Annotated in this window: 20 protein-coding genes; 9 read left to right on the top strand and 11 right to left on the bottom strand. The window is 75.5% G+C overall.

Going from position 1 to position 20,652, the window contains the following annotated elements; translation table 11 throughout:
* Positions 1-2,955, bottom strand: a complete 2,955-nt coding sequence (locus tag LG379_RS00315) for a SpoIIE family protein phosphatase (protein WP_225752613.1) — start codon at positions 2,953-2,955, stop codon at positions 1-3.
* Between the two features lie 112 nt (positions 2,956-3,067).
* On the opposite strand from LG379_RS00315, the gene LG379_RS00320 reads away from it, so the two are divergent.
* From LG379_RS00320 to LG379_RS00330, 3 genes are all read left to right on the top strand, one after another.
* Positions 3,068-4,267 (top strand): class I SAM-dependent methyltransferase, encoded by a 1,200-nt coding sequence (locus LG379_RS00320; RefSeq protein WP_225752614.1) that lies wholly within the window; start codon positions 3,068-3,070, stop codon positions 4,265-4,267.
* Between the two features lie 88 nt (positions 4,268-4,355).
* Positions 4,356-6,002 (top strand): ABC-F family ATP-binding cassette domain-containing protein, encoded by a 1,647-nt coding sequence (locus LG379_RS00325; RefSeq protein WP_225752615.1) that lies wholly within the window; start codon positions 4,356-4,358, stop codon positions 6,000-6,002.
* A gap of 145 nt (positions 6,003-6,147) precedes the next feature.
* The gene (locus LG379_RS00330; RefSeq protein ID WP_225752616.1) at positions 6,148-6,933 is read left to right on the top strand and encodes an SDR family NAD(P)-dependent oxidoreductase; all 786 of its coding nucleotides are present in this window, start codon (positions 6,148-6,150) and stop codon (positions 6,931-6,933) included.
* Here the strand turns inward: LG379_RS00330 and LG379_RS00335 are convergent.
* Entirely contained in the window at positions 6,884-7,102 is a 219-nt protein-coding gene (locus LG379_RS00335; RefSeq protein WP_225752617.1) for a hypothetical protein, read from the bottom strand. The genes LG379_RS00330 and LG379_RS00335 overlap by 50 nt on opposite strands.
* Before the next feature lie 131 nt (positions 7,103-7,233).
* On the opposite strand from LG379_RS00335, the gene LG379_RS00340 reads away from it, so the two are divergent.
* A complete protein-coding gene (locus LG379_RS00340; protein WP_225752618.1) occupies positions 7,234-7,998 on the top strand; it encodes a hypothetical protein in 765 nt (254 codons plus the stop codon).
* The gene (locus LG379_RS00345) at positions 7,995-8,867 is read left to right on the top strand and encodes a pentapeptide repeat-containing protein (protein ID WP_225752619.1); all 873 of its coding nucleotides are present in this window, start codon (positions 7,995-7,997) and stop codon (positions 8,865-8,867) included. Before LG379_RS00340 ends, LG379_RS00345 begins: the two co-directional genes overlap by 4 nt.
* 40 nt (positions 8,868-8,907) lie before the next feature.
* Here the strand turns inward: LG379_RS00345 and LG379_RS00350 are convergent, their stop codons facing one another.
* From LG379_RS00350 to LG379_RS00380, 7 genes are all read right to left on the bottom strand, one after another.
* Positions 8,908-9,690: a hypothetical protein gene (locus LG379_RS00350; protein WP_225752620.1), complete on the bottom strand. Its 783-nt coding sequence runs from the start codon at positions 9,688-9,690 to the stop codon at positions 8,908-8,910.
* Between the two features lie 44 nt (positions 9,691-9,734).
* Complete coding sequence (locus LG379_RS00355) at positions 9,735-10,499, bottom strand: hypothetical protein (RefSeq protein WP_225752621.1); 765 nt, start codon at positions 10,497-10,499, stop codon at positions 9,735-9,737.
* Between the two features lie 151 nt (positions 10,500-10,650).
* Positions 10,651-11,286 (bottom strand): DedA family protein, encoded by a 636-nt coding sequence (locus LG379_RS00360; protein WP_225752622.1) that lies wholly within the window; start codon positions 11,284-11,286, stop codon positions 10,651-10,653.
* Entirely contained in the window at positions 11,283-11,498 is a 216-nt protein-coding gene (locus LG379_RS00365) for a helix-turn-helix transcriptional regulator (protein ID WP_225752623.1), read from the bottom strand. The genes LG379_RS00360 and LG379_RS00365 overlap by 4 nt, the downstream gene beginning before the upstream one ends.
* Complete coding sequence (locus LG379_RS00370; protein WP_225752624.1) at positions 11,498-11,998, bottom strand: DUF2975 domain-containing protein; 501 nt, start codon at positions 11,996-11,998, stop codon at positions 11,498-11,500. The genes LG379_RS00365 and LG379_RS00370 overlap by 1 nt, the downstream gene beginning before the upstream one ends.
* A 111-nt stretch (positions 11,999-12,109) precedes the next feature.
* Positions 12,110-13,138 carry a hypothetical protein gene (locus tag LG379_RS00375; protein WP_225752625.1) on the bottom strand — a complete coding sequence of 343 codons (1,029 nt, stop codon included), beginning with the start codon at positions 13,136-13,138 and terminating at the stop codon, positions 12,110-12,112.
* Positions 13,139-13,172: 34 nt separating this feature from the next.
* Entirely contained in the window at positions 13,173-14,594 is a 1,422-nt protein-coding gene (locus LG379_RS00380; protein WP_225753315.1) for a DHA2 family efflux MFS transporter permease subunit, read from the bottom strand.
* A gap of 381 nt (positions 14,595-14,975) precedes the next feature.
* Between LG379_RS00380 and LG379_RS00385 the strand changes: the two genes are divergently transcribed.
* Both LG379_RS00385 and LG379_RS00390 read left to right on the top strand, forming a co-directional pair.
* Complete coding sequence (locus LG379_RS00385; protein ID WP_225752626.1) at positions 14,976-15,617, top strand: putative glycolipid-binding domain-containing protein; 642 nt, start codon at positions 14,976-14,978, stop codon at positions 15,615-15,617.
* Between the two features lie 56 nt (positions 15,618-15,673).
* Entirely contained in the window at positions 15,674-15,868 is a 195-nt protein-coding gene (locus LG379_RS00390) for a DUF2945 domain-containing protein (RefSeq protein WP_225752627.1), read from the top strand.
* A 78-nt stretch (positions 15,869-15,946) separates the two neighbouring features.
* Here the strand turns inward: LG379_RS00390 and LG379_RS00395 are convergent, their stop codons facing one another.
* The gene (locus tag LG379_RS00395) at positions 15,947-16,867 is read right to left on the bottom strand and encodes a DMT family transporter (RefSeq protein WP_225752628.1); all 921 of its coding nucleotides are present in this window, start codon (positions 16,865-16,867) and stop codon (positions 15,947-15,949) included.
* Between the two features lie 126 nt (positions 16,868-16,993).
* On the opposite strand from LG379_RS00395, the gene LG379_RS00400 reads away from it, so the two are divergent.
* Both LG379_RS00400 and LG379_RS00405 read left to right on the top strand, forming a co-directional pair.
* Positions 16,994-17,776 (top strand): HAD-IIA family hydrolase, encoded by a 783-nt coding sequence (locus tag LG379_RS00400; protein ID WP_225752629.1) that lies wholly within the window; start codon positions 16,994-16,996, stop codon positions 17,774-17,776.
* An 80-nt stretch (positions 17,777-17,856) separates the two neighbouring features.
* Complete coding sequence (locus LG379_RS00405; protein WP_225752630.1) at positions 17,857-18,900, top strand: LLM class flavin-dependent oxidoreductase; 1,044 nt, start codon at positions 17,857-17,859, stop codon at positions 18,898-18,900.
* 97 nt (positions 18,901-18,997) lie between these two features.
* Here the strand turns inward: LG379_RS00405 and LG379_RS00410 are convergent, their stop codons facing one another.
* Positions 18,998-20,506: an ATP-binding protein gene (locus LG379_RS00410; RefSeq protein WP_225752631.1), complete on the bottom strand. Its 1,509-nt coding sequence runs from the start codon at positions 20,504-20,506 to the stop codon at positions 18,998-19,000.
* Between the last annotated feature and the right edge of the window lie 146 nt (positions 20,507-20,652).

Raw genomic sequence — 20,652 nt, forward strand, 5'->3', positions numbered from 1 at the left:
TCAGTCCAGCCGGACGAGGGCCTCGAGCCCGGTCAGGCGCAGCATCCGCCGCAGCTGGGCCGGCGCGCCGAGCACGCGAGGCGGCTCCGGCGCGGCGATGGCGAGCTTGCTCAGGGCCGCCAGCCCGGTCGAGTCCACGAAGTCGAGGTCGTGGCAGCGCACGACGACGGGGCGCCCGGTCGCCAGGGTTGCGCTCACCCGGGCGAGGAGCTCGTCGCGGGAGTCCGCGTCCACGTGCCCCGCGAGCACGAGGACCGCGACGTCGTCCGGGACGTCGGCTCCCGCCGGCCCGTCCGGGTCGTCACCGGGATGCGCCCCGTCACCGAGCTGACGGTCCGGCTCGCCGGGGGCTGCCGCGGCGGGCGACGACACGGCGACGCCCGCGGCCGGTCCGCCGGGCAGCTCGACCTCGAACCACACCGCCTTGCCGCCGCCCGGCATGAGCTCCACGCCCCACGCGCGGGCGAGCTCGGAGACCAGCCACACACCGCGACCGCCAGGGGTCCCCGCGTCGGGGTGGAGCACCTGCGGGAGCCCGTCGCCCTCGTCCGTCACCGTCACGCGCACGCCGCCGTCGACGACGGTCACGTCCAGCTCCGCGCCCCCCGCGCCGTGCCGCGTGGCGTTGGAGACGACCTCGCTGGTCAGCAAGGTGACGACGGTGAGCTGGTCCGGCGCTGCGCCCAGGGCCGCCGCGCGGTCGGCCGCCCACGTGCGCGCCTCGGCGAGCGGGGCGCCGGGGTCGACGGTGAGCCGGCGCGGGGCGTCCTCACGCATGGCTGCGCCCGCCCTCTCGCCTGTCGAGCCGGGTCGCCACCCCCCGAGTGTCGCAGCCGTCCCCCCGTCCGGCGCGGAGGGCGCGGTCGGTTCGGCACCGGAGGCGACGACCTGGAGGGCGAGGAGGGCGACGTCGTCGTGCGCCCGGTCGGGCACCATGCGCGCGAGCACCGCGTCGCAGAGGTCCTCCAGGTCGGGCTGGCCGAGGTCGACCAGCGTGGCCTGGAGGTCGAGCACGCCGTCCCGCGCGGGGCGGTCGCGGCGCTCGACGAGCCCGTCCGTGTAGAGCAGGACGGTCGTGCCGGGCTCGAGGTGGACCGACGAGTCGGTGCGGGCGGCCTCGACGGTCACCCCGACGAACAGGTCCCGCCGGTCGGCGACGAGGAGCGACGCGGCGCCGTCGGGCCCCAGCAGGATCGGCGGCGGGTGGCCGGCGTTCGACCAGTGGAGCAGCTGCCCGCCGTCGTCGGCCGGCTCCAGGCGGGCCACCACGAGGGAGGCCATCGTGTTGGCCTGGAGCAGCGCGATCGCCCGGTCGAGCCGCCGCAGGAGCTCCGCGGGCGTGGACGTCGCCGTGCCCGCGGAGACCGCGATGCCCCGCAGCAGCGAGCGCAGCTGACCCATCGCCGCCACGGCCTCGTTGTCGTGCACGACGACGTCCCCGATGACGACCAGGGTCGAGCCGTCGGCGTCGCGGAACGCGTCGTACCAGTCGCCGCCGACCTGCGCCGCCTCGGCCGACGGCACGTACCGGACGGCGATCCGCAGGTCCTCCGCGCCGACCGGCTCGGTGAGCAACGAGCGCTGCAGGCGTTCGGCGAGCCGCACCTGACGCTCCCGCAGCCGGGCGTTCTCCAGCGCCAGGCCGGCGCGCCCCGCGATCTCCTCCGCGAGCCGCAGCTCCTCGGTGTGCAGGGCGCGGCGCCCCTCGTGGCTGTACAGGGTGAGCAGGCCGAGCGTCCGCCCGCGCGCCCGCAGGGGCAGCAGCGCCCCGGTCTGCGGCGCGAGCGCGTCGAGGACGTCCCGCGCCTCACCGGGCCGCAGCAGCGTCCGGACCCGGGCCGTCGCGTCCGCGTCGACGTGCACCACCTCGCCGCTCGACAGGACCTGCTCCAGGAACGACCCGGACGCGAGCTGGTCGACGCGGGTCGCGGCGTAGCGCTCGGCGAGGGGCTGTCGCGCGGGGTCCACGTGCCGGGTCGCCACGTCCCGCAGCGTCGGGACGCGGCCGCTGTGGTCGTCGTGGACGAGGGTGACGATGGCCCAGTCGGCGAGCTCGGGGACCACGCGGTCCGCGAGCGCCCGTACGGCGTCCTCGGTGTCCGCGCTCCCCGCGAGCGCCGTGGTGATCTCGGCGAGCAGGGAGCCGCGCCGCGCCGCGTGCTGGAGCGCGTGCGACGCCCGACGCGCCGCGGTGGCGTCCAGCAGGTAGACGGCGAGCCCGTCGGGTCCCGGCCACGCGCGCACCTCGAGCCACCGCTCGGGCGGCCCCGGCTGGTGCACGTCGAAGACGACGGGCTGCCCGGTCGCCACCGCGTCCCGGTACCGGTCCTCCCAGAGGCTGCCGACCGCCTCGGGGTACAACGCCCACATCTCCTGGCCGAGCACCTCCTGCCGGGAACGGCCCAGGAGCCGCTCGGCCTCGGTGTTGACGAACTTGAAGCGCCACTGCGGGTCGAGCAGGAACAGCGCCGTCGGCATCGTCTCGAGCAGTCGGGTGGTGCGGGCCTCGCCCTGGCCGAGGCTCGTCGTGTCGATGGCCGAGCCGACGGCGCCCACCACCTCGCCCCCGCCGTCGCGGACGAGGCGGGCGTGGGTCAGCAGCCACCGGGCCTCGTCGGCGGAGTCCAGCGCGCGGTACTCGACGGTGACGTCGGCGGCGCCGTCGGAACCGCGGAGCGCCTGCGCGATCCGCGCGCGGTCGTGCGGATGGAGTCGGGCGGCGAGCTCCTCGACCGGGAGCAGCACGGCCTCGCCGTCGTCCGGTGCGACGTCGGGGAGGCCGAGGAGCGTCGCGAACGGGCGGTCGACCGCGACGGTGGCCGACGGGAGGTCCCACGCGAACGTGCCCGTCCCGGCGGCGCGGACCGCGGGCGCACCGAGCAGGTGGGGGAGGCGACCCGGCGCGTCGGCGGTCCCGAGCACGTCCTCGGGGAGGAGGACTCCGCGTTCGGGCATGAGCCCCCCTCGTCGTCGGTGCGGGAAGCGTAGTCGTCGCGGGCACCGCGGTGCTGATCGCGGTCCGGGGTGCGCGCGGTCCGGCACGGACCCGGACGCCTACCCTCGGACGGTGACGACCCCCGCCGACCGTGACCCCGCCGTGCCTGCCGCTCCTGCCTTCTCCTTCGACGTGCTGCGCCGGGAGCCCGACGCCGAGGCACCGGACCTCGTCGCGGTGGACGCGACGGACCGGCTGCTCCTCGACGAGGCGGCCCAGGAGCTGGCAGCGGCGGGACCGGGCGGCGTCGTCGTCGTCGGGGACCGGTACGGGGCCCTGACCCTCGGGGCCGTCGCGCTCCACGGCGCCGTCGACGTGCGCGTCCACCAGGACGAGCTGACCGGGGAGCTCGCGCTCGCGGCGAACGCCGAGCGCACCGGTGTGCCGGCCACCTGGCGGTCGCTGCCGTTGACGCCCGACCTCGTCCGCGCGGCGCGGGTCGTCCTGCTCCAGCTGCCGCGCTCCCTCGAGGCGCTCGACGACGTCGCCTCGTTGGTGGCCGCGCACGCCGCGCCCGACGTCGTGGTGCTGGCGGGCGGGCGGGTCAAGCACATGTCGCACGGGATGAACGACGTCCTGGGGCGGCACTTCGGCGAGGTCCAGGCGCGGCTGGCGCGGCAGAAGTCGCGCGTGCTCGTGGCGCGCGGGCCCCGCCGTCCGGACGACGGCGCCGCGGCGCCGGCACCCGGCGAGCGGTGGGGCAGCCCCACGCGCGTCCACCACCGGGACCTGGACCTCACCGTGTGCGCGTACCCCGGTGCGTTCGCCGGTGCCCGGGTGGACCGCGGCACGCGGGCGCTGGTCCCGTTCCTCGCCGGGGCGGTGCCCGACGCGTCGTCGGCCGTCGACCTCGGGTGCGGGACGGGGGTCGTGGCCGCCGTGCTCGCCCGGACCCACCCCGACGCGCAGGTCCTGGCGACCGACGTCTCCGCCGTGGCCGTCGCGTCCGCCCGGGCGACCGCGGCGGCCAACGGGTTGGCCGACCGGGTGACCGTCCGGCAGGACCACGGGCTGTCCGCGCTCGCGGACGGCTCCGTCGACCTCGTCGTGCTCAACCCGCCCTTCCACACGGGCGCCGCCGTCCACACCGGCGTCGCGCAGCACCTGTTCGCGGAGGCCGGTCGCGTGCTGTGCCCCCGCGGGGAGCTGTGGGCCGTGTGGAACTCGCACCTGCGGTACCGGTCGGTGCTCGAGCGTCTCGTCGGCCCGACGCGGCAGATCCACCGCGACCCCACGTTCACCGTCACGGCGTCCCGGTGCGGCGACGGCTGAGCCGGACGGCCTCCTCCGGGCACCACCGCGCTCGCCCGCCCGGGGAAAGAGGTGGGGGCGGCCTCCGGAGAGCGGGAGGATGGTGACCATGTCAGCCACTGTCCAGGCCAAGGGTGTCGGTGCGGGCTTCGGTCAGCGGGCGCTGTTCACCGGTGTCGACCTCGTCGTCGCGCCCGGCGACGTCGTCGGGCTCGTCGGGCCCAACGGCGCCGGGAAGTCCACGCTCCTGCACATCCTCGCCGGCCTGCGGGCCCCCGACGACGGCGCCGTCTCCGTCTCGCCGCCGCACGCCCGTCTCGGCCTGCTCGCGCAGGAGGTCGAACGCGTGCCGGGCGAGACGGTGCGCGACCACCTCGCGCGCCGGACCGGCGTCGCGCCGGCGCAGGAGGCGATGGACGCGGCCGCCGACGGGCTCGCGAGCGGTGCACCCGGCGCCGACGACGCCTACGCGGACGCGCTGGAGGCGTGGCTGGCCCTCGGCGGGGCGGACCTGGACGCCCGTCTCGGCACCGTCGCCGACGACCTGGGGCTCACGGTGGACCTCGACCTGCCCATGACGGCGCTGTCGGGTGGTGAGGCGGCACGCGTCGGGCTGGCCGCGCTGCTGCTGTCGCGCTTCGACCTGTACCTGCTGGACGAGCCGACCAACGACCTCGACGCCCACGGCCTGGACCTCCTCGAGCGGTTCGTCCACGACGCGGAGGCGCCGGTCGTCGTCGTGAGCCACGACCGGGAGTTCCTCAGCCGCACGGTCACGACCGTGGTGGAGATCGACCGCAGCCTGCAGCGCGTCGTCGTCTACGGCGGCTCCTACGACGCCTACCTCGAGGAGCGCTCGGTCACCCGGCGGCGGGCGCGGGAGGCGTACGAGGAGTACGAGGCGCGCCGGGACACGCTCCAGGCACGGGCCCGCATGCAGCGCGCGTGGATGGCGAAGGGCGTGCGCAACGCGCGCCGCAAGGCGACCGACAACGACAAGTTCATCAAGCACTTCCGCGGGCAGACGTCGGAGAAGCAGGCCGCCAAGGCGCGGCAGAGCGAGCGGGCGCTCGAGCGGCTCGAGACCGTGGACGAGCCGCGCAAGGAGTGGCAGCTGCAGATGTCCATCGCCGCCGCGCCCCGGTCCGGGTCCGTCGTGGCGGTGTCGCGCGGCGCCGTCGTCGAACGGGGTGGGTTCCGGCTCGGACCGGTCGACCTGCAGCTGGACTGGCAGGACCGGGTCGCGGTGACCGGGCCGAACGGCGCGGGCAAGTCGACGCTGCTCGCGCTGCTGCTCGGCCGGGTGGCGCCCACGGCCGGCGCGGCGGAGCGCGGGTCGGGCGTGCTCGTCGGCGAGGTCGACCAGGCGCGGGCGGCGTTCGAGGGCGACGCGTCGCTGGGCCGGGCCTTCGCCGACGAGGTGCCGGACTGGCCGACGGCGGACGTCCGGACCCTCCTGGCGAAGTTCGGCCTCGGGGTGCACCACGTCGACCGGCCGGCGGGCTCGCTGTCGCCGGGCGAGCGGACGCGCGCGGCCCTGGCCCTGCTCCAGGCGCGCGGCGTCAACCTGCTCGTGCTCGACGAGCCGACGAACCACCTCGACCTGCCGGCGATCGAGCAGCTCGAGCAGGCGCTGGAGTCCTTCGACGGGACCATCCTGCTCGTGACGCACGACCGCCGGATGCTCGAGACGGTGCGGCTGACGCGGCGCTGGCACGTCGAGGAGGGCCTGGTCACCGAGGTCCCTGCCGACTGACGAGCCACCGGGAGCCCGCCGGGCCCGCCCGACGCGGACTGCGTGGCGAGTCTCCCGCGCCCGACGCGGGTACGTCTCCGCGGTGCCACCGGCTCACCGTCCGGGTCCGCCGGAGCGCGGGTGCGCCGGCTGCCAGACTTGCCGCATGACCGTCGAGCAGCCCGCCCCCTCCTCCGGCACGGCGCCCGTCGCGCTCGTCACCGGTGCCAGCGCCGGGTTCGGCGCCGCGATCACCCGCCGGCTCGTGGCCGACGGGTACCGGGTCGTGGCGGCGGCACGCCGCGTCGAGCGCCTCGACGCCCTGCGGGCCGAGCTCGGTGACGCCGTGCACCCCGTCGAGCTCGACGTCCGGGACGCCCGCGCGGTGCACGCCGTCGTCGACGGGCTGCCGGAGGACCTGGCCGAGCTCGACGTCGTCGTCGGCAACGCCGGACTGGCGCTCGGCATGGGCCCCGCGCAGGAGGCCTCGTGGGCGGACTGGGAGCAGATGATCGACACCAACGTGCGCGGGCTCGCGGCCACCGTGCACGCCGTGCTGCCGGGGATGGTGGCGCGCGGGCGGGGGCACGTCGTCGTCATCGGGTCGGTCGCCGGCACGTACCCCTACCCGGGCGGGCACGTCTACGGCGGCTCGAAGGCCTTCGCGCACCAGCTCGCCCTGGCGCTGCGGTCCGACCTGCACGGCACCGGCGTGCGCGTGACCACGATCGAGGCCGGGATGGTCGCCGGGACGGAGTTCTCCAGCATCCGGTTCGGCGGCGACGCGTCACGCGTCGAGGCGACCTACCGCGACATGCAGCCGCTGACGGCCGAGGACATCGCGGAGACGGTCGCGTGGGTGACGGCGCAGCCGGCGCACGTCAACGTCAACGTGGTCGAGGTCATGCCGACGACGCAGAGCTTCGCCCCGTTCCAGGTCCACCGCGGGTGACCCACACCTCGTGCAGGTGCTCCAGCACCAGCACGCCGGCGACGGCCGTCCACGCCACGTCCCGCACGCCGAGGTCGCGCAGCGGCCGGCGCTCGCGGCGGGGCTGCGCCTGCCGGCCGAGGACGAAGAACGTCGTGGTCAGCAGCGTGAGGAGGAGGACCGTACCCACCTGGCCAGGATCGGCCGACGACGACGTCCCCGCACGGGACCAAGGGCCGGTGCCGGGCGGGCCGTGCGGACCGACGCCGGCTGCGGCGTAGCGTGTGCCGGTCGGGACGATCGGCTCACGGTGGGTGCGGGATGGTGCGAGACGTAGGGGCGGACGACGGCGGCGCGGGCCGTCCGGTGGGTCGACGCCACGGTGCGGCACGCGACGGCCGCGCGGCCGACGGCCGTGACCGCCATGACGACGTCCCCCCTGTCCCCCGTGACCGCGACGACGTCCGCTCGGCCCGCTGGGCGTGGTTCGTCCTCGGCGGGACGGTGGTCGTCGTGGCGCTCGTGGCGACGCAGATGGTCTCCGCCTGGCGCGACGACAGCGCCGCGCGGGCGCTCATGGCCGACCTGTCGCAGACCGAGCGGCGGGTCCTCGCGGACCGCGTCGTGGACGCCGAGGAGATGGACGAGGCGCTCGAGGCGTGGGTGCGGTGCCAGGAGGGCGCGGGCTTCCGGGTCGTCCCGGCCGGCGAGACCTACGGGAGGAGCGACTTCGCTCGCGAGATCTCCGGGTCGCGAACCGCCCTGCGTGCCGCCGAGGACGCGGCCACCGGGTGCGACCGCGAGAACGACGCGGTCGAGGGGGTGTGGTTCCTCCAGCACGACGTCGGCCGCGGCGAGCTGGGCGCCGCCCGCCAGCGCCTCGCCGCGTGCGCGTCCGAGGTGCTGGGGAAGGAGGTGGACCTCGGGGCCGCGCTGTCCTGGTACGCCGGGACGGTGACGGGTCCGGAGCAGTGGGACGACCGGACGGACGTCCGGGCCTGCTCGGGGGAGGTGACGGCGGCGACGTCGACGGGCTTCGCTCCGCCCGGCCTCGCGCGCGTGCTGGAGGAGGCGGACCTGGGGTGAGCGGTGCTGTGCGGGAGCTCGCGTCCGACTGCACGCGGTGCGTCGCGCTCTGCTGCGTCGCCCTGCCCTTCCGGCGCTCCGCGGACTTCCCCGTCGACAAGGCAGCCGGCGACCCGTGCCGCAACCTGCTGGCCGACCACTCCTGCGGCATCCACGACCGCCTGCGTGACGAGGGCTGGGTCGGCTGCACGGTGTACGAGTGCTTCGGCGCCGGCCAGGCCGTCACCGCCGCGTTCGCCGGGGGCCGGCGCGATGCCCCGACGACGACGGCCGCGATGTTCGCGGTGTTCCCGGTCGTCCAGCAGGCGCACGAGGTCCTGCGACATCTCGCCGAGGCCGCGGCCCGTACCGACGACGATGCCCTCCGCACCAGGGCCGACGACCTCACGACCGCGCTCGGGTCCGAGGTCGACGCGGCGCTGGCGGCGGCCGCTGGTGCGGCCGGCGTCGCCGGGACGGCCGACACCCGGGCGGCCGCCGGCACGGGCATCGACATCGGGGTGTGGCGGGCCCGGGTCGGGCCGCTGCTCGGCGAGGTGAGCGCGGCCGTGCGGGCGGGCGCGGTCCCCTCGCGCCGACGGCGCGCTGGGCGTGCCGGTCAGCACGCCGACCTCGTCGGTGCGCGGCTTCGCGGTGCCGACCTGCGCGCCGCGGACCTGCGGGGCGCCCTCCTGCTGGGTGCCGACCTGCGTGGGGCCGACCTGCGCACGGCGGACCTCCTCGGTACGGACCTGCGCGGTGCTGACCTCTCCGGCGCCGACCTCACGGGCGCGCTCTTCCTCACCCAGCCGCAGGTGGACGGCGCCCGCGGGGACCGCGGGACGGCACTCGGCGTCGGCCTGCGGCGGCCCCGGCACTACGCACGCTGAGGCGCCGTCGGCGGGCGGCTCGCCGACGGCGCCCTGCGGCTCAGGCGGACGCGCCCGCCGGCTCGGTGGCCGTGACCTCCTGCGCGACGAGCACGTGGTCGCCGACGTAGTCCTCGTAGAGCCGGTCCTCCAGGTCGACGCCGTACTTCTCCTCGAGCTCGGCGATGTCGAGCTCCTCCACGACGCCCGTCACCTCGACGTACTGACCCTCCTCGACGTCGGCCAGAGCGGCGTCCAGGACGACGACGTTCCAGCCGGCGATGCTGAGCCGGAACCCGGCGGCGCCCTCGAACACGTTCGCAACCGTGCCGCCCAGCGTGAGCGGGTCATCCGTGAACGTCTCGACGTCCTCCGCGACGAGGACGGTCTGACCCTCGTACTCCTCGAGGTCGGCCTCGTCCCACTCCACCCCCAGGTCCTCGCTCAGGTCGGGGATCTGCAGGACGTGCACGGTGCCGTGCACCCGCAGGATGGTCTCGGACTCGACGATCTGGTCGTCGACGGACACGGACGTGTCGAAGAGGCCGTCCCCGGCGAGGACGAGGACGTCATCGGGGGCCAGCTCGGTGCCCTCCAGGAGGAGCGCCCCGTCCCCGAGCACGTCCGCCGCGCGGCCGCTGACCGTGATGTCCCGCCCGAGGAGGCGGGGCGGCCCCGCGGGCCCTGCCTCCGCGACCTCCTCGGCGGTCGAGCCCTCCTCGGGGTTCGGGGTCTCTTCGGCGTCCGCGCAGGCCGTCAGGCCCAGGGCGCCGGCCAGGGCCAGCGGCGCGCCGATGGCGACGCGGCGGGTGCTGCTGCTGGTGGTCGTGCGGTGGTGTCGCATGGTGTGCTCCCTCGGGTCGTGCGGTGACGTGCTGCTGGGCGCGCTCAGGCGCCCGCGGGCGGGCCGGCGGGCTCGGTCACGGTGACGGTGTCCGCCACGAGGACGAGGTCGCCGACGTACGGCTCGTAGACGGCCTCCTCCAGCTCCGCGCCGTACTCGGCCTCGACCGCGCTCAGCTCGAACCGCCGCACCGTGCCGCTGACCTGCACGTAGTCACCGACCTCGACCTGGGCCTGCTCGGCGTCCAGGACCACCACGTCCCACCCGCTGCCGGCGACGCGGAACGCCGTGGTGCCGAGCAGCTCGGTGACGTCGCCGGCGAAGGTGAGGGACTCACCGGCCAGCGTGTCCAGGCGGTCCGCGACGAGGACGGCCTCGCCCTCCCAGTCCGCGATCTCCTCGTCGTCCCAGTCGAGCCCGAGCTCCTCCTCCAGGGCCGCGACGTCGAGCCGGCGGACCGTGCCCTGGACCTGGAGCACGCGCTCCTCGTCGACGACGTCCTCGGCCGACTCGAGCGCCTCGAACGTCCCGTCGGCCGCCAGGACGAGCAGCTCGTCCGTCGCGTCGCCGGCGTCGAGCACGACGGCACCCTCTCCGATCACCTCGTCGGCCGCGGCGCTGATCGTGACGTCGCGGCCGAGCAGGACGCCGCCGCCGGCGTCCGGCTCCGCGTCCGCCACGTCCTCGGCGGTGGTCCCCTCCTCCGGCCCGGCGCTGTCCGCGCACCCCGTGAGGGTGAGGGCACCCGCGAGGGCGATCGGGAGGCCGGCGCCCCGTCGAATCTGCGTGGAGGTGCGATGTCGTCGCATGATGGGGTTCTCCTCATGTCGGGGGGCGGTCCCGTCCGGGACCGGGTCCCTCGGATCTGGACGTCCCCACCGTGTGCAGAGGCCGGAGAGGGAGGCGACCGCTCGGGCCCGCCTCGACCAACCCTTGACGCTTTCGTGACGTTCCCGTGACCTAGACCGGCTGTCCGACCCTCACGTCTTCGATGACGGCGCGCACGGCTCTGCGCCGACGGCGCCATCGCACCACGCGCTCCACCACCACACCGACGAGTGCCCCGAGGGCGACGCCGAGGGCGGCGGCGACGAGCGGGTCCGCCCCCAGCAGCCGGGCGGCGCCCAGGCCGAGGCCCACCGAGTACGCCGACCACAGGACGGCCGCGAGGCCGGCGAGCGCGCTGAACCGCCCCCGCGGGAGGCCCACCGCGCCGGCCGTCATGTTGACCGCGACGCGGCCGCCCGGGACGAACCGCGCGACGAGGACGACGGCGACGTCGCGGTCCACGACGGCGCGCTCCGCACGCTCCAGGGCATGCAGCGCCCGGGGTCGCCCCGCGAGGCGTCGGCGACGTGAGGTCAGCACACGCCGGCCGAGCGAGTAGGCGGCCTGGTCCCCGGTGTAGGCGCCGGCCGCCGCCAGGAGCCAGAGGAGGGCGATGCGGGCTCCGTCGCCGGGACCGGCGAGCGCGGCGACCGCGATGACGGCCGACTCGCTGGGCACCGGGGGGAAGAACCCGTCGACGGCGGTGAAGGCGTACACGAGCAGGAGTGCCCACGGCGAGGAGGCGGCGGCCTCCGCCGCCTCCGTCACGACGGCTCCTCGTCGACCCACTCCAGGAGGTCGCCCGGCTGGCAGTCCAGGACGCGGCACATCGCGTCGAGGGTGCTGAAGCGCACGGCCTTGGCGCGCCCGTTCTTGAGGACGGCCACGTTCGCGGGGGTCAGCCCGACCCGTTCGGCGAACTCCCCGACGCTCATCTTGCGGCGGGCCAGCTCGACGTCGATCCGCACGACGATGGCCATCAGATCACCGCGTCCATGTCATCACGGAGGGCGGTCGCACTCCGGAGCAGCGCCCGCATGACCACCATGAGCAGGACGACCACGGTGGCGACGAGCACCATCCCGCCGAGCATCATCGGGATGCCCGGGTCCCGGATCTCGGGCGTGACGTAGATCGTGAGGACGAGGGCGCCCGCTCCGGCGGCGAGGAGCAGCCACGCCACGGCCAGCGCCCACAGGATCGCGTCCACCCAGGCGAACGCGTCGCGGCTGAAGATGCGGTCGGTCCGGACCATGCCCAGCAGCCGCCACGTGCACACGATGACGACCTGGACGCAGACCATCCCCACGACGGCCGCGACGGTGAGCGGCCAGCGCAGGCGCGCGATCGCGGGCGCGTCGGCCTGGGCCAGCGAGGAGAGCTCGCCCGGTATCGAGAGGGTCTGGCCGACGACGGTGGCGAGGAACAGCAGCACGAGGAGCACTCGGAGGAGCCCGACGGCCCCGCGGGTCAGCATCATGGATCGAGTGTCGACAGCCATCTATCGAATGTCAATAGGTAGAGCCTGAACGTCAGCCGGGCGCACCGCCCTCGCCCGCGCGTCGTCATGCGCAGGTGCGCGGCTTGGGCGTCACCACCCGCACGCGGCGGCGATGTGGTCGTAGATCTGCCCGCGCAACGGGTCCGGAGCCGTGAGGTGGACGACCGGTTGCGGCTCGCCGTCGAGCGTGACGTGGACCGGCACGAAGGTGCCGCGCTTGTCCTCCGCCACGGCGTGCGGGTCGCAGCGACCGGGCAGGAACTCCAGGACGACCGTCGTGGGCGCGGTGCAAAGGGTGGTGAGCGCCGTCGGCGACCAGGCGGTCGCGTCGAGCGGCGAGAGGAGCACCGTCCCGTCCACGCGCGTGATCGACACCTCGGCCTGCGCGTCCGTGACGGTCGCCGTGATGGTCAGCGCGCCGACCAGGCGGCCGTCGCGCTCCTCGGCGGTGACGTCGGGTCCCAGCTCGAGCCGGACGGCGTCGCGGACCTGCCGCTCCGCGCAGTCCTCGCGGTTGATCCGGGCCAGGTGCCCCTGCGGGTCCTCGGGCGACAGCGCCACCTCCTGCCCGTCGGCCGTGCGCACCACCACCGACGACGACGGCGCCTCGCCGGCCGGGCACACCGGCGCACCGAGGTTCACCGGGAAGTCGCGGTAGCGGCCGGGTGGCACGGGCCGGCCTCGTGTGGGGTCCGACGTCACGCGCCCTGCGGCGATGGAGGTCGTCAGGGCGGCCGTTGCGACGTCGACGGGCGCGTCCGTCTTGTTGCGGAGCCGGACCTGAACGCGCCGTACGCCCCAGTCGGACCGGCTCTGCCGGATCTCCGCCGTGAGGGCGTCAGGCTCGAGAGGGCCGGCGAGGGCGGACCCCGTCGCGGCGCCGGACGGCGCAGACGCGACGGCGGAGGGCTCCGGCGCGGCGGACCTGCTCGGCGCCTGTGACCCGGCCACCTGGTCGCGCGCCTCCGCGGTCGACGCCGGCTCGCCGGTGGCGCCGCACCCCGCGAGGGTGAGCACCGTGAGCAGCCCGAGGGTGACTGCCCGACCCGCACGACCGCGCAGCGCGCGAGGGGCCCCGCCCCGCCCGCGCCGGCACCCCGGGATCCCGCGCCGATGCACGCGGTCAGCGTAGGTCGGGACGGTCGCGGCGTCCTCAGTGCCCCGTCGTCACCGGCACCGCAGTCGCCCGTGGTGCGCGGAACGCCAGCGCGGCGGGGATCGCGAGCGTCGCGATCACGGCTCCCACGAGGAACGCCGTGTGGATCCCCCCGGCGGTCGCCGCGACGACCGCCGCCCCGCCGTCGGCGAGACGCACCGACTGCAGCGTCATGACGGTGACGAAGAGTGCGATCCCCGCGGCGCCGGCGACCTGCTGCACCGTGCCGATGACCGCGCTGCCGTGCGGGTAGAGGCGCGGGCTGAGGGAGCCGAGCGCCGACGTGAACAGCGGCGTGAAGATCAGGGCGAGCCCACCGCTCATGACGACGTGGCACACCAGGAGCAGCCACGGTGCGCTGTCGGCGCTCAGGGTCGCGAGGCCCCAGGTCGCCGTGGCCACCAGGGCGGTGCCGGGGACGAGGAGCGGCCGCGGCCCCACGCGGTCGAACGCCCGGCCCACGAAGGGTGCGGCGACGCCCATGAGGAGGCCGCCGGGCAGGACGAGCAGCCCGGCCTGGAGGGGCTCGAGGCCCAGGACGTCCTGGGCGTACAGGGGCAGCAGGATGATCGTGCCGAACAGCGCCATCATGCTCACGCCCATGAGCGCGACGGCCACGCGGAACGTCGGGGCCGTGAACGTGCGCAGGTCCAGCAGCGCGCTGTCCGTCGCCTGGAGCCGCAGCTGGCGTGCGATGAAGAAGCTGAGCGATCCCAGGCCGACGACGATCGACCCCCAGGCCACGACCGCGGTGCCCTCGCCGGCGGACTCGCCGAGCTGGCTCAGGCCGTACACCAGCCCTCCGAAGGCGAACACCGAGACGACGACCGACAGCAGGTCGACGCGCGCGGCGCGGGGCTCGGTGAGGTTGGGCAGCCGCAGGGCGCCGAGCGTGAGCGCTCCGAGGGCGATCGGCAGCATGAGCCAGAACAGGCCCCGCCACGGCAGGACCGCGAGCACGGCGCCGCTCAACGTGGGCCCGAGGGCGGGTGCCACGGAGATGACGACGGAGATGTTGCCCATCGTGCGGCCCCGCCGCGCCGGGGGCGTGACACTCATGACGGTCGTCATGAGCAGCGGCATCATCAGCGCGGTGCCGGTCGCCTGGACGACGCGGCCGGCGATGAGCACGGCGAAGACCGGTGCGAGCGCCGAGAGGAGCGTGCCGGCGCTGAAGAGGCCCATGGCGGTGAGGAAGACCGCGCGGGTGCTGATCCGCTGCAGGACGAAGCCGGTCATGGGGATGACGACGGCCATGGTCAGCAGGAAGGCGGTCGTCACCCACTGCGCCGTCCCGGCACTGATCCCGAGGTCCGCCATGAGCGGCGGCAGGGCGACGCTCATCGTCGTCTCGTTGAGGATGACGACGAACGCGGAGAAGAGCAGGAGGACGACGGCGAGGCGCTCCCGTGGCGTCATCTCGGCGGTGCGGGGCTCCGTGCCGTCAGGTCGGTCCAGGCCCTCGGCTCGCCCCCCGGTGCCGTCGGTGCCGTCGGCGCCGACGGGGCGCGCGGCCTCGACGGGCAGCGCGCCGTCGACGGGCGCGGGGTTCTGGGCGATCTCGGTCACAGGTCTCCGTTCACAGCGGTCAGCAGTCGGCACGTCCCAGGCATCCACGCCGACGCCGTCAGCAGTCTGCCCCCGGCCACCGACACGACGAGAACGCTTTTCCCCGGCGCCCGCTTCCCGTCCGCTCGGCCGGCGCCTGTGCCGCGCGTCACGTCGGCAGGCGGGTGAACTGCGGTGCGCCACCCGTCCGGCAGCGGCGGCGTGTCGGCTGCTCGTGGCAGCGTGGGACCCGTGACGAGCAGGGGCGAGCCCGAGGACGGGCACCGGGGCAGACGACGACTGGTGACGTGGCGCGGTTCGGAGCCGCACCGGGTCGACGTCGCGGTGGTGACGCTGCACGCGGACCGGCTCACCGCGCACGGCACCAGCACCGGGGACGCGCACCTGCTGCGCTACAGGCTGGCGACCGACCACGACTGGCAGACGACGCGCCTCGAGGTGGTCGTCGAGGCGTCCGGCACCCGGCGCGAGCTCGACCTGCGCCGGGACGCCTCCGGGCGCTGGAGCGCCCGGCGCACCGTGTACGAGCCCGGCGACTGGTGGTTCGAGGACCTGGAGCTCGACGAGCTCGACGGCGCCGCGGACGTCGGGCTGGCGCTCTGCCCCCTCACCAGCACGATGCCGGTGCTCCGCGGCGGCTTCCTCGACGCGTCGCGCCGCGGCCACGAGCTCGAGCGGACGCTCACCGCGGCGTGGGTCGACGTCCCGCACCTGACGGTGGAGCCCTCGACGCAGGTCCTCCGCTCCCTGACGGCCACCGAGGACGGTGCGGCGCGCGTCCTGCACCTCGGCGACGGCTTCGAGGCGCAGCTGGTGCTCGACGACGACGGCCTCGTTGTCGGGCACCCGGACGCCGTCCGCATCGACGGCTGAGGGCCCTCGCCGCCGGAGCGCTCGACGTCGGGCCTTCCCCGACCTAGCGTCGCGGGATGAGAGAAGGCCAGCAGGTCCGGTGGAACACGTCGCAGGGGGAGACCCACGGCCGGACGGTCGAGCGGCGCACCGAGGAGTTCACGTTCGAGGGCCAGACGTTCAAGGCCTCCGCCGACGAGCCGTACTGGATCATGGAGTCGGACAAGACCGGTGCCCGCGCCGCCCACAAGGAGTCCACGCTCCGGGCCTGACGGGGCCCAGGCCCGCGGGAGTCCGACCGGGTAGCTGTCGCGCGGTCGCCGCGTCCGGACGTCCGAGCCCGACGGAGGTCAGGGCGCCGTCGTCGGGTGCGCCCGGACGAGCAGGACGACGGCGACGAGGATGAGCGTCCCCCCGAGCACCTGCAGACCGGTGAAGGCCTCGGCCAGCACGAGCGAGGCGAGGACGACCGTGACGACGGGCTCGAGGGTCGACAGCGTCGCGGCGCTGCTCGGCCCCAGCCGCGCGAGCCCGGCGAAGAACGCGATGATCGCGAGCACGGTGCTGACGACCGCGATGCCGACGACGGCGAGCCAGCCGCTCGTCGTCGTCGGCAGCGCGGCGCCGGTCGCGAGCGTCGGGACGGTGAGCACGAGAGCCGCCGCCAGGACCACCACGGTCGTGGAGGGCAGGGCGCCGGCGCGGGACGTCGGGACCTCGCTGAGCAGGATGTAGCCGGAGTAGATGACCGCGGCCAGCACCGCCAGGCCCATGCCCACGGCGGTGCGCGGGTCCCAGGCGACGGCGGTCGGGCCGATCGTCAGCGCCGTGCCGACCGTGGCGAGTCCCAGGGCCGCCACGCGGCCCCGGGTCCACCGGTCCCGGCCGGTGGCGGTCGCCAGCACCGTGACGAACACCGGGTACAGGTACAGCAGCAGCGCGACGACGCCCGCGGGGGCGAAGGTCAGCGCCGTGAAGTAGCTCATCGACTGCCCGACGTACCCCAGGCCCCCGAGCGCCGCGAGGGCGAGCAGCGTCCGGCCCCGCGGCAGGCGGAGGCGCCGCACCCGGAGCACGACGAGCAGCACGACCGCGGCCAGGACGAACCGCAGCCACACGACGGCCAGCACCTCGCCGCCGCCGTCGTACGCCGCGCGCGCGAAGATCGCCATGGCGCCGAAGCCGACGGCCGAGGCCAGGACGAGCAGGGCACCGAGACGCACGTCGGCGGGGGCGCGGACGGGCGCCGTCGTCGGCCGGGCGGTGGCCACGTGACCTCCTCGGAGGGCTCGCGCGCCCCCCGCGCGCTCGAGCGCAGTGTGCCCCGGCCCCTGCCGGGACGGCACCGCCCTTCCGACTGGTGGAGCGCGCACGCCCGACGGTGGCACGCTTCGACCATGACCACCGTGGAGCAACCGATCGAGTGCTGGCTGACCGACATGGACGGGGTGCTCGTGCACGAAGGGCACGCCCTGCCCGGGGCGGCGGACTTCATCGCCGCCCTCAAGCGCTCGGAGCGCCCGTTCCTCGTGCTGACGAACAACTCGATCTTCACGGCACGCGACCTGCGGGCCCGGCTCGCGGCGTCCGGCATCGACGTGCCGGAGGAGGCGATCTGGACGTCGGCGCTCGCGACGGCCCAGTTCCTCCAGCAGCAGGTCCCCGGCGGCCGCGCGTACGCGATCGGGGAGGCGGGCCTGACGACGGCGCTGCACGACGTCGGCTACACGATGACCGACAGCGACCCCGACTACGTCGTGCTCGGCGAGACCCGGACCTACTCGTTCGAGGCGATCACCCGCGCCATCCGGCTCATCGAGGGCGGCGCCCGGTTCATCGCGACGAACCCCGACCCGACCGGCCCGAGCGTCGACGGCCCGCTGCCCGCGACCGGCGCCGTGGCAGCGCTCATCACGCGCGCCACGGGACGCGAGCCCTACTTCGTCGGGAAGCCGAACCCGATGATGTTCCGGTCGGCGCTCAACCGGATCGAGGCGCACTCCGAGACCACGGCGATGGTCGGCGACCGCATGGACACCGACGTCGTGGCGGGCATCGAGGCGGGCCTGCGGACCTTCCTCGTGCTCACCGGGTCCACCCGCGCGGAGGACGTGGACCGCTTCCCGTTCCGCCCGAGCCAGGTCGTCCCGTCCATCGCCGACCTGGTCAGCCTCGTCTGACGCGGCTCGCCCCTGGTGTCGCCGAGCCGGCCCGTGCTCGGTGCGGAATGAGCCGCGGGTGAGGTCCGTTGCCGCTGACGATGACCACCACCCCGCCCCGGCCCGACGTCACCCTCCCGCTCGCCGTCCTCGACTTCGTCGGCATCGAGCACGGCGAGTCCGCGCACCAGGCCCTGGAGGGCGCCGTCCGCGTCGCGCAGGCCGTCGAGGCCGCCGGGTACGGCCGCTACTGGGTCTCGGAGCACCACAACATGCGCTCGCTGGCGTGCAGCGCGCCGGAGATCCTCCTCGCGGCGCTGGGCGCGCGGACGACGACGATCCGCGTCGGCGCGGCCGGGATCATGCTGCCCAACCACGCGCCGTTCAAGGTCGCGGAGACCTTCCGGACCCTGCTCGGCCTCTACCCGGGCCGCGTCGACCTGGGTCTCGGACGCGCGCCGGGCACGGACCCGCTCACCGCGCACGTCCTACGGCGGGGCCAGCAGGTCGACGTCGGTCAGGACTTCCCCGGGCAGGTCGCCGAGCTCCTGGCGTTCCTGGGTGACGGCGGCTTCCCCGGCGGGCACCCGTACGGCGAGCTCGTGGCCGCACCGGTCGTCGACGAGCGGCCCGAGGTGTTCGTGCTCGGCTCCAGCCCGTACGGTCCCCGGTTCGCGGCGGTCAACGGCCTGCGCGCGGTGTTCGCGCACCACATGAGCCCGGAGATCGCGACGCAGGTGCTGCGGGAGTACCGGCGCACCTTCGAGGCCGGGCCCGACGGCGGCTCGCCGTGGTCGGCGGTCTCCGTCCTCGCCTTCGCGTCCGACGACGACGCCGCCGTCCTGGAGTTCGAGGCCGGCTGGGCGCTGACCATGCAGAACCTCGCCCGCGGGATCCGCGAGCCCTTGCGCCCGGAGGAGGTGCGCGCGTACGCCGAGTCCGAGACGTTCCGCCGCTCCCGGGAGGTGCTGCGCGCCCAGGGCGACGACCGCATGGTCACCGGTGCCCCGGAGGAGGTCGTCGCGAGGCTGCGTGCGCTCCAGGCCGACGCCGAGGCCGACGAGGTCGTCGTCGTCACCCCCGGCCTGGACCGCGACCGCCGCATCGCCAGCTACGCGGCCATCGCTGCCGCCTGGCCCCGCTGAGACCCCCACTGCCGTTCATCCCGCCACCCTCCGTCTGATCCGCCACTCGCACCGTGCGGATCGGACGCAGGGTGGCGGATCGGACGGCGGGGTGCGGTCAGGGCTGGTCGGGGTCAGCGGCGTCGCCGTCGGGGTGGGGCGTGCCGCCGAGCAGCACCCTGGTCATCGCGTTGCGCGTGTCGAGGAGCTCCTCGAGGGCCTCGTCGACGTCCGACCGACTCACCCGCGGCAGCCGGTCGCCGGCGACGAGCGCCGCCCGACGCAGCAGCTCCTTGAGGAACGACGCGGTGACGCCCTCGCTGCGCGCGACGGCGTCGTCGGCGGCTCCGGGCTCCACCTCGAGGCCACCGCGGTACAGCTCGAAGAGCGCCCGACGGCCGTGCTCGTCCGGCAGGTCGAGCGCGATGGCCTGGTCCACCCGCCCGGGCCGCGCCGCCAGCGCGGGCTCCAGGAGGTCGGCGCGGTTGGTGGTGAGGACGAAGATGACGTCGGCGTCCTCCGCGAGACCGTCCATCTCGTTGAGCAGCTGGAAGAGGAGCGGGTGGTGGCCGGGGTGCATGCCACGGTCCTCGGCGATGAGGTCCACGTCCTCGACGACGACCATCGACGGCTGGAGGGCGCGCGCGACCGAGCACGCCTCGCCGATGAGGTGGAGTGCGTTGCCCGTGAGCTGGATGACGGTCGTGCCGGTGAGGCTCGCGGTGAGGTAGCGGACCGTGTGCGTCTTGCCGACGCCCGGCGGGCCGTAGAGGAGGAGGCCCCGCTTGAGGTGCTGCCGGGCGGCGAGCAGCCGCTCCTTGTGCGCCGCGACGCCGACGACCTGTCGCTCGACGGCGGCGAGGGTCGTGCTCGGGAGGACGAGCTGGTCGGCCGCCAGCTCCGGCCGGCGGTGGAACGCGAGCACCGTGCGGCCGCGGCCGAACATCTCCCCGCCGAAGCTGAGCACCTGTCCGCGGAAGACGTTCTCGCGCAGCGCCGCCTCGCGGACCTGCGCCGCCGTGTGGGCCGCGAGGCCGTCGCCCGTGCTGACGACCTGGACCGTCACCTGGTCGATGCCGGTCTCCGGCTCGGCGCCGCGCAGCAGCACGACGCTGCGGCTCGTGCCGTCGTCGAGGAGGTAGAGCCCGCACCGGACGCAGGCGCGGACGGCGCCGTCGGGCCCGCTGGGCAGGTTGGTGCGGGCCACGTTGCCCGGCCGGGGTCCGAACGGGTCGTGACCGTGGACGCCGGTGAGCAGGTCGCCCAGCCCGAACGGCCGGTGCTGGAAGCCGACGATCCCCACGACCTCGACCTGAGCGCCCGACGCGGCCAACCAGGCGTCGAGCCCCGCCTGGACGTTGACGTGCTCGTACCCGGCCCACGCCTCCTCGACCACGTCGAGCGCGTCCACGCCGGGGCCGAGGTGCTCGAGCAGGATCGACGTGAGGGTGGGCACCTCGCCGGCCCGCGCCACCCCGACGACGCCGCGGACGCCCCGGCGCAGCAGGCGCCCGACGTCCGCGAGCTCGGGCCGGAGGTCGCCGTCGGGGGTGCGCCCGTCGCCCGCGACGCCCGCAGCGGCGACACCGCTGCGGGGCGCGTACGCGAACCAGCCGCCCGAACCCATGGTGCCCCCTGATGATCGTGGTGCCCGGCACGCTACCGACCCCGGCCGCCCCCGGAAAGGCCTCCCGCTCCAACCCTCCGCCCGCCCTCTCCGCCGCCGCCCCCTTCGCCCCAGCGCCCGTCCGATCCGCACGTCTGCGTCCGGAT

Origin of the sequence: Actinotalea sp. Marseille-Q4924, from assembly GCF_916618755.1 — a bacterium.
Lineage (GTDB): Bacteria > Actinomycetota > Actinomycetes > Actinomycetales > Cellulomonadaceae > Actinotalea.

What these genes read in the sequence shown, in the direction of transcription:
- LG379_RS00405 (WP_225752630.1), top strand. Translation starts at nt 17,857, where the DNA reads ATGACCACCACCCCGCCCCGGCCCGACGTCACCCTCCCGCTCGCCGTC.
- LG379_RS00330 (WP_225752616.1), top strand. Translation starts at nt 6,148, where the DNA reads ATGACCGTCGAGCAGCCCGCCCCCTCCTCCGGCACGGCGCCCGTCGCG.
- LG379_RS00365 (WP_225752623.1), bottom strand. Translation starts at nt 11,498, where the DNA reads ATGGCCATCGTCGTGCGGATCGACGTCGAGCTGGCCCGCCGCAAGATG.
- LG379_RS00370 (WP_225752624.1), bottom strand. Translation starts at nt 11,998, where the DNA reads ATGATGCTGACCCGCGGGGCCGTCGGGCTCCTCCGAGTGCTCCTCGTG.
- LG379_RS00400 (WP_225752629.1), top strand. Translation starts at nt 16,994, where the DNA reads ATGACCACCGTGGAGCAACCGATCGAGTGCTGGCTGACCGACATGGAC.
- LG379_RS00325 (WP_225752615.1), top strand. Translation starts at nt 4,356, where the DNA reads ATGTCAGCCACTGTCCAGGCCAAGGGTGTCGGTGCGGGCTTCGGTCAG.
- LG379_RS00340 (WP_225752618.1), top strand. Translation starts at nt 7,234, where the DNA reads ATGGTGCGAGACGTAGGGGCGGACGACGGCGGCGCGGGCCGTCCGGTG.
- LG379_RS00315 (WP_225752613.1), bottom strand. Translation starts at nt 2,955, where the DNA reads ATGCCCGAACGCGGAGTCCTCCTCCCCGAGGACGTGCTCGGGACCGCC.
- LG379_RS00355 (WP_225752621.1), bottom strand. Translation starts at nt 10,499, where the DNA reads ATGCGACGACATCGCACCTCCACGCAGATTCGACGGGGCGCCGGCCTC.
- LG379_RS00350 (WP_225752620.1), bottom strand. Translation starts at nt 9,690, where the DNA reads ATGCGACACCACCGCACGACCACCAGCAGCAGCACCCGCCGCGTCGCC.
- LG379_RS00380 (WP_225753315.1), bottom strand. Translation starts at nt 14,594, where the DNA reads ATGACGCCACGGGAGCGCCTCGCCGTCGTCCTCCTGCTCTTCTCCGCG.
- LG379_RS00390 (WP_225752627.1), top strand. Translation starts at nt 15,674, where the DNA reads ATGAGAGAAGGCCAGCAGGTCCGGTGGAACACGTCGCAGGGGGAGACC.
- LG379_RS00410 (WP_225752631.1), bottom strand. Translation starts at nt 20,506, where the DNA reads ATGGGTTCGGGCGGCTGGTTCGCGTACGCGCCCCGCAGCGGTGTCGCC.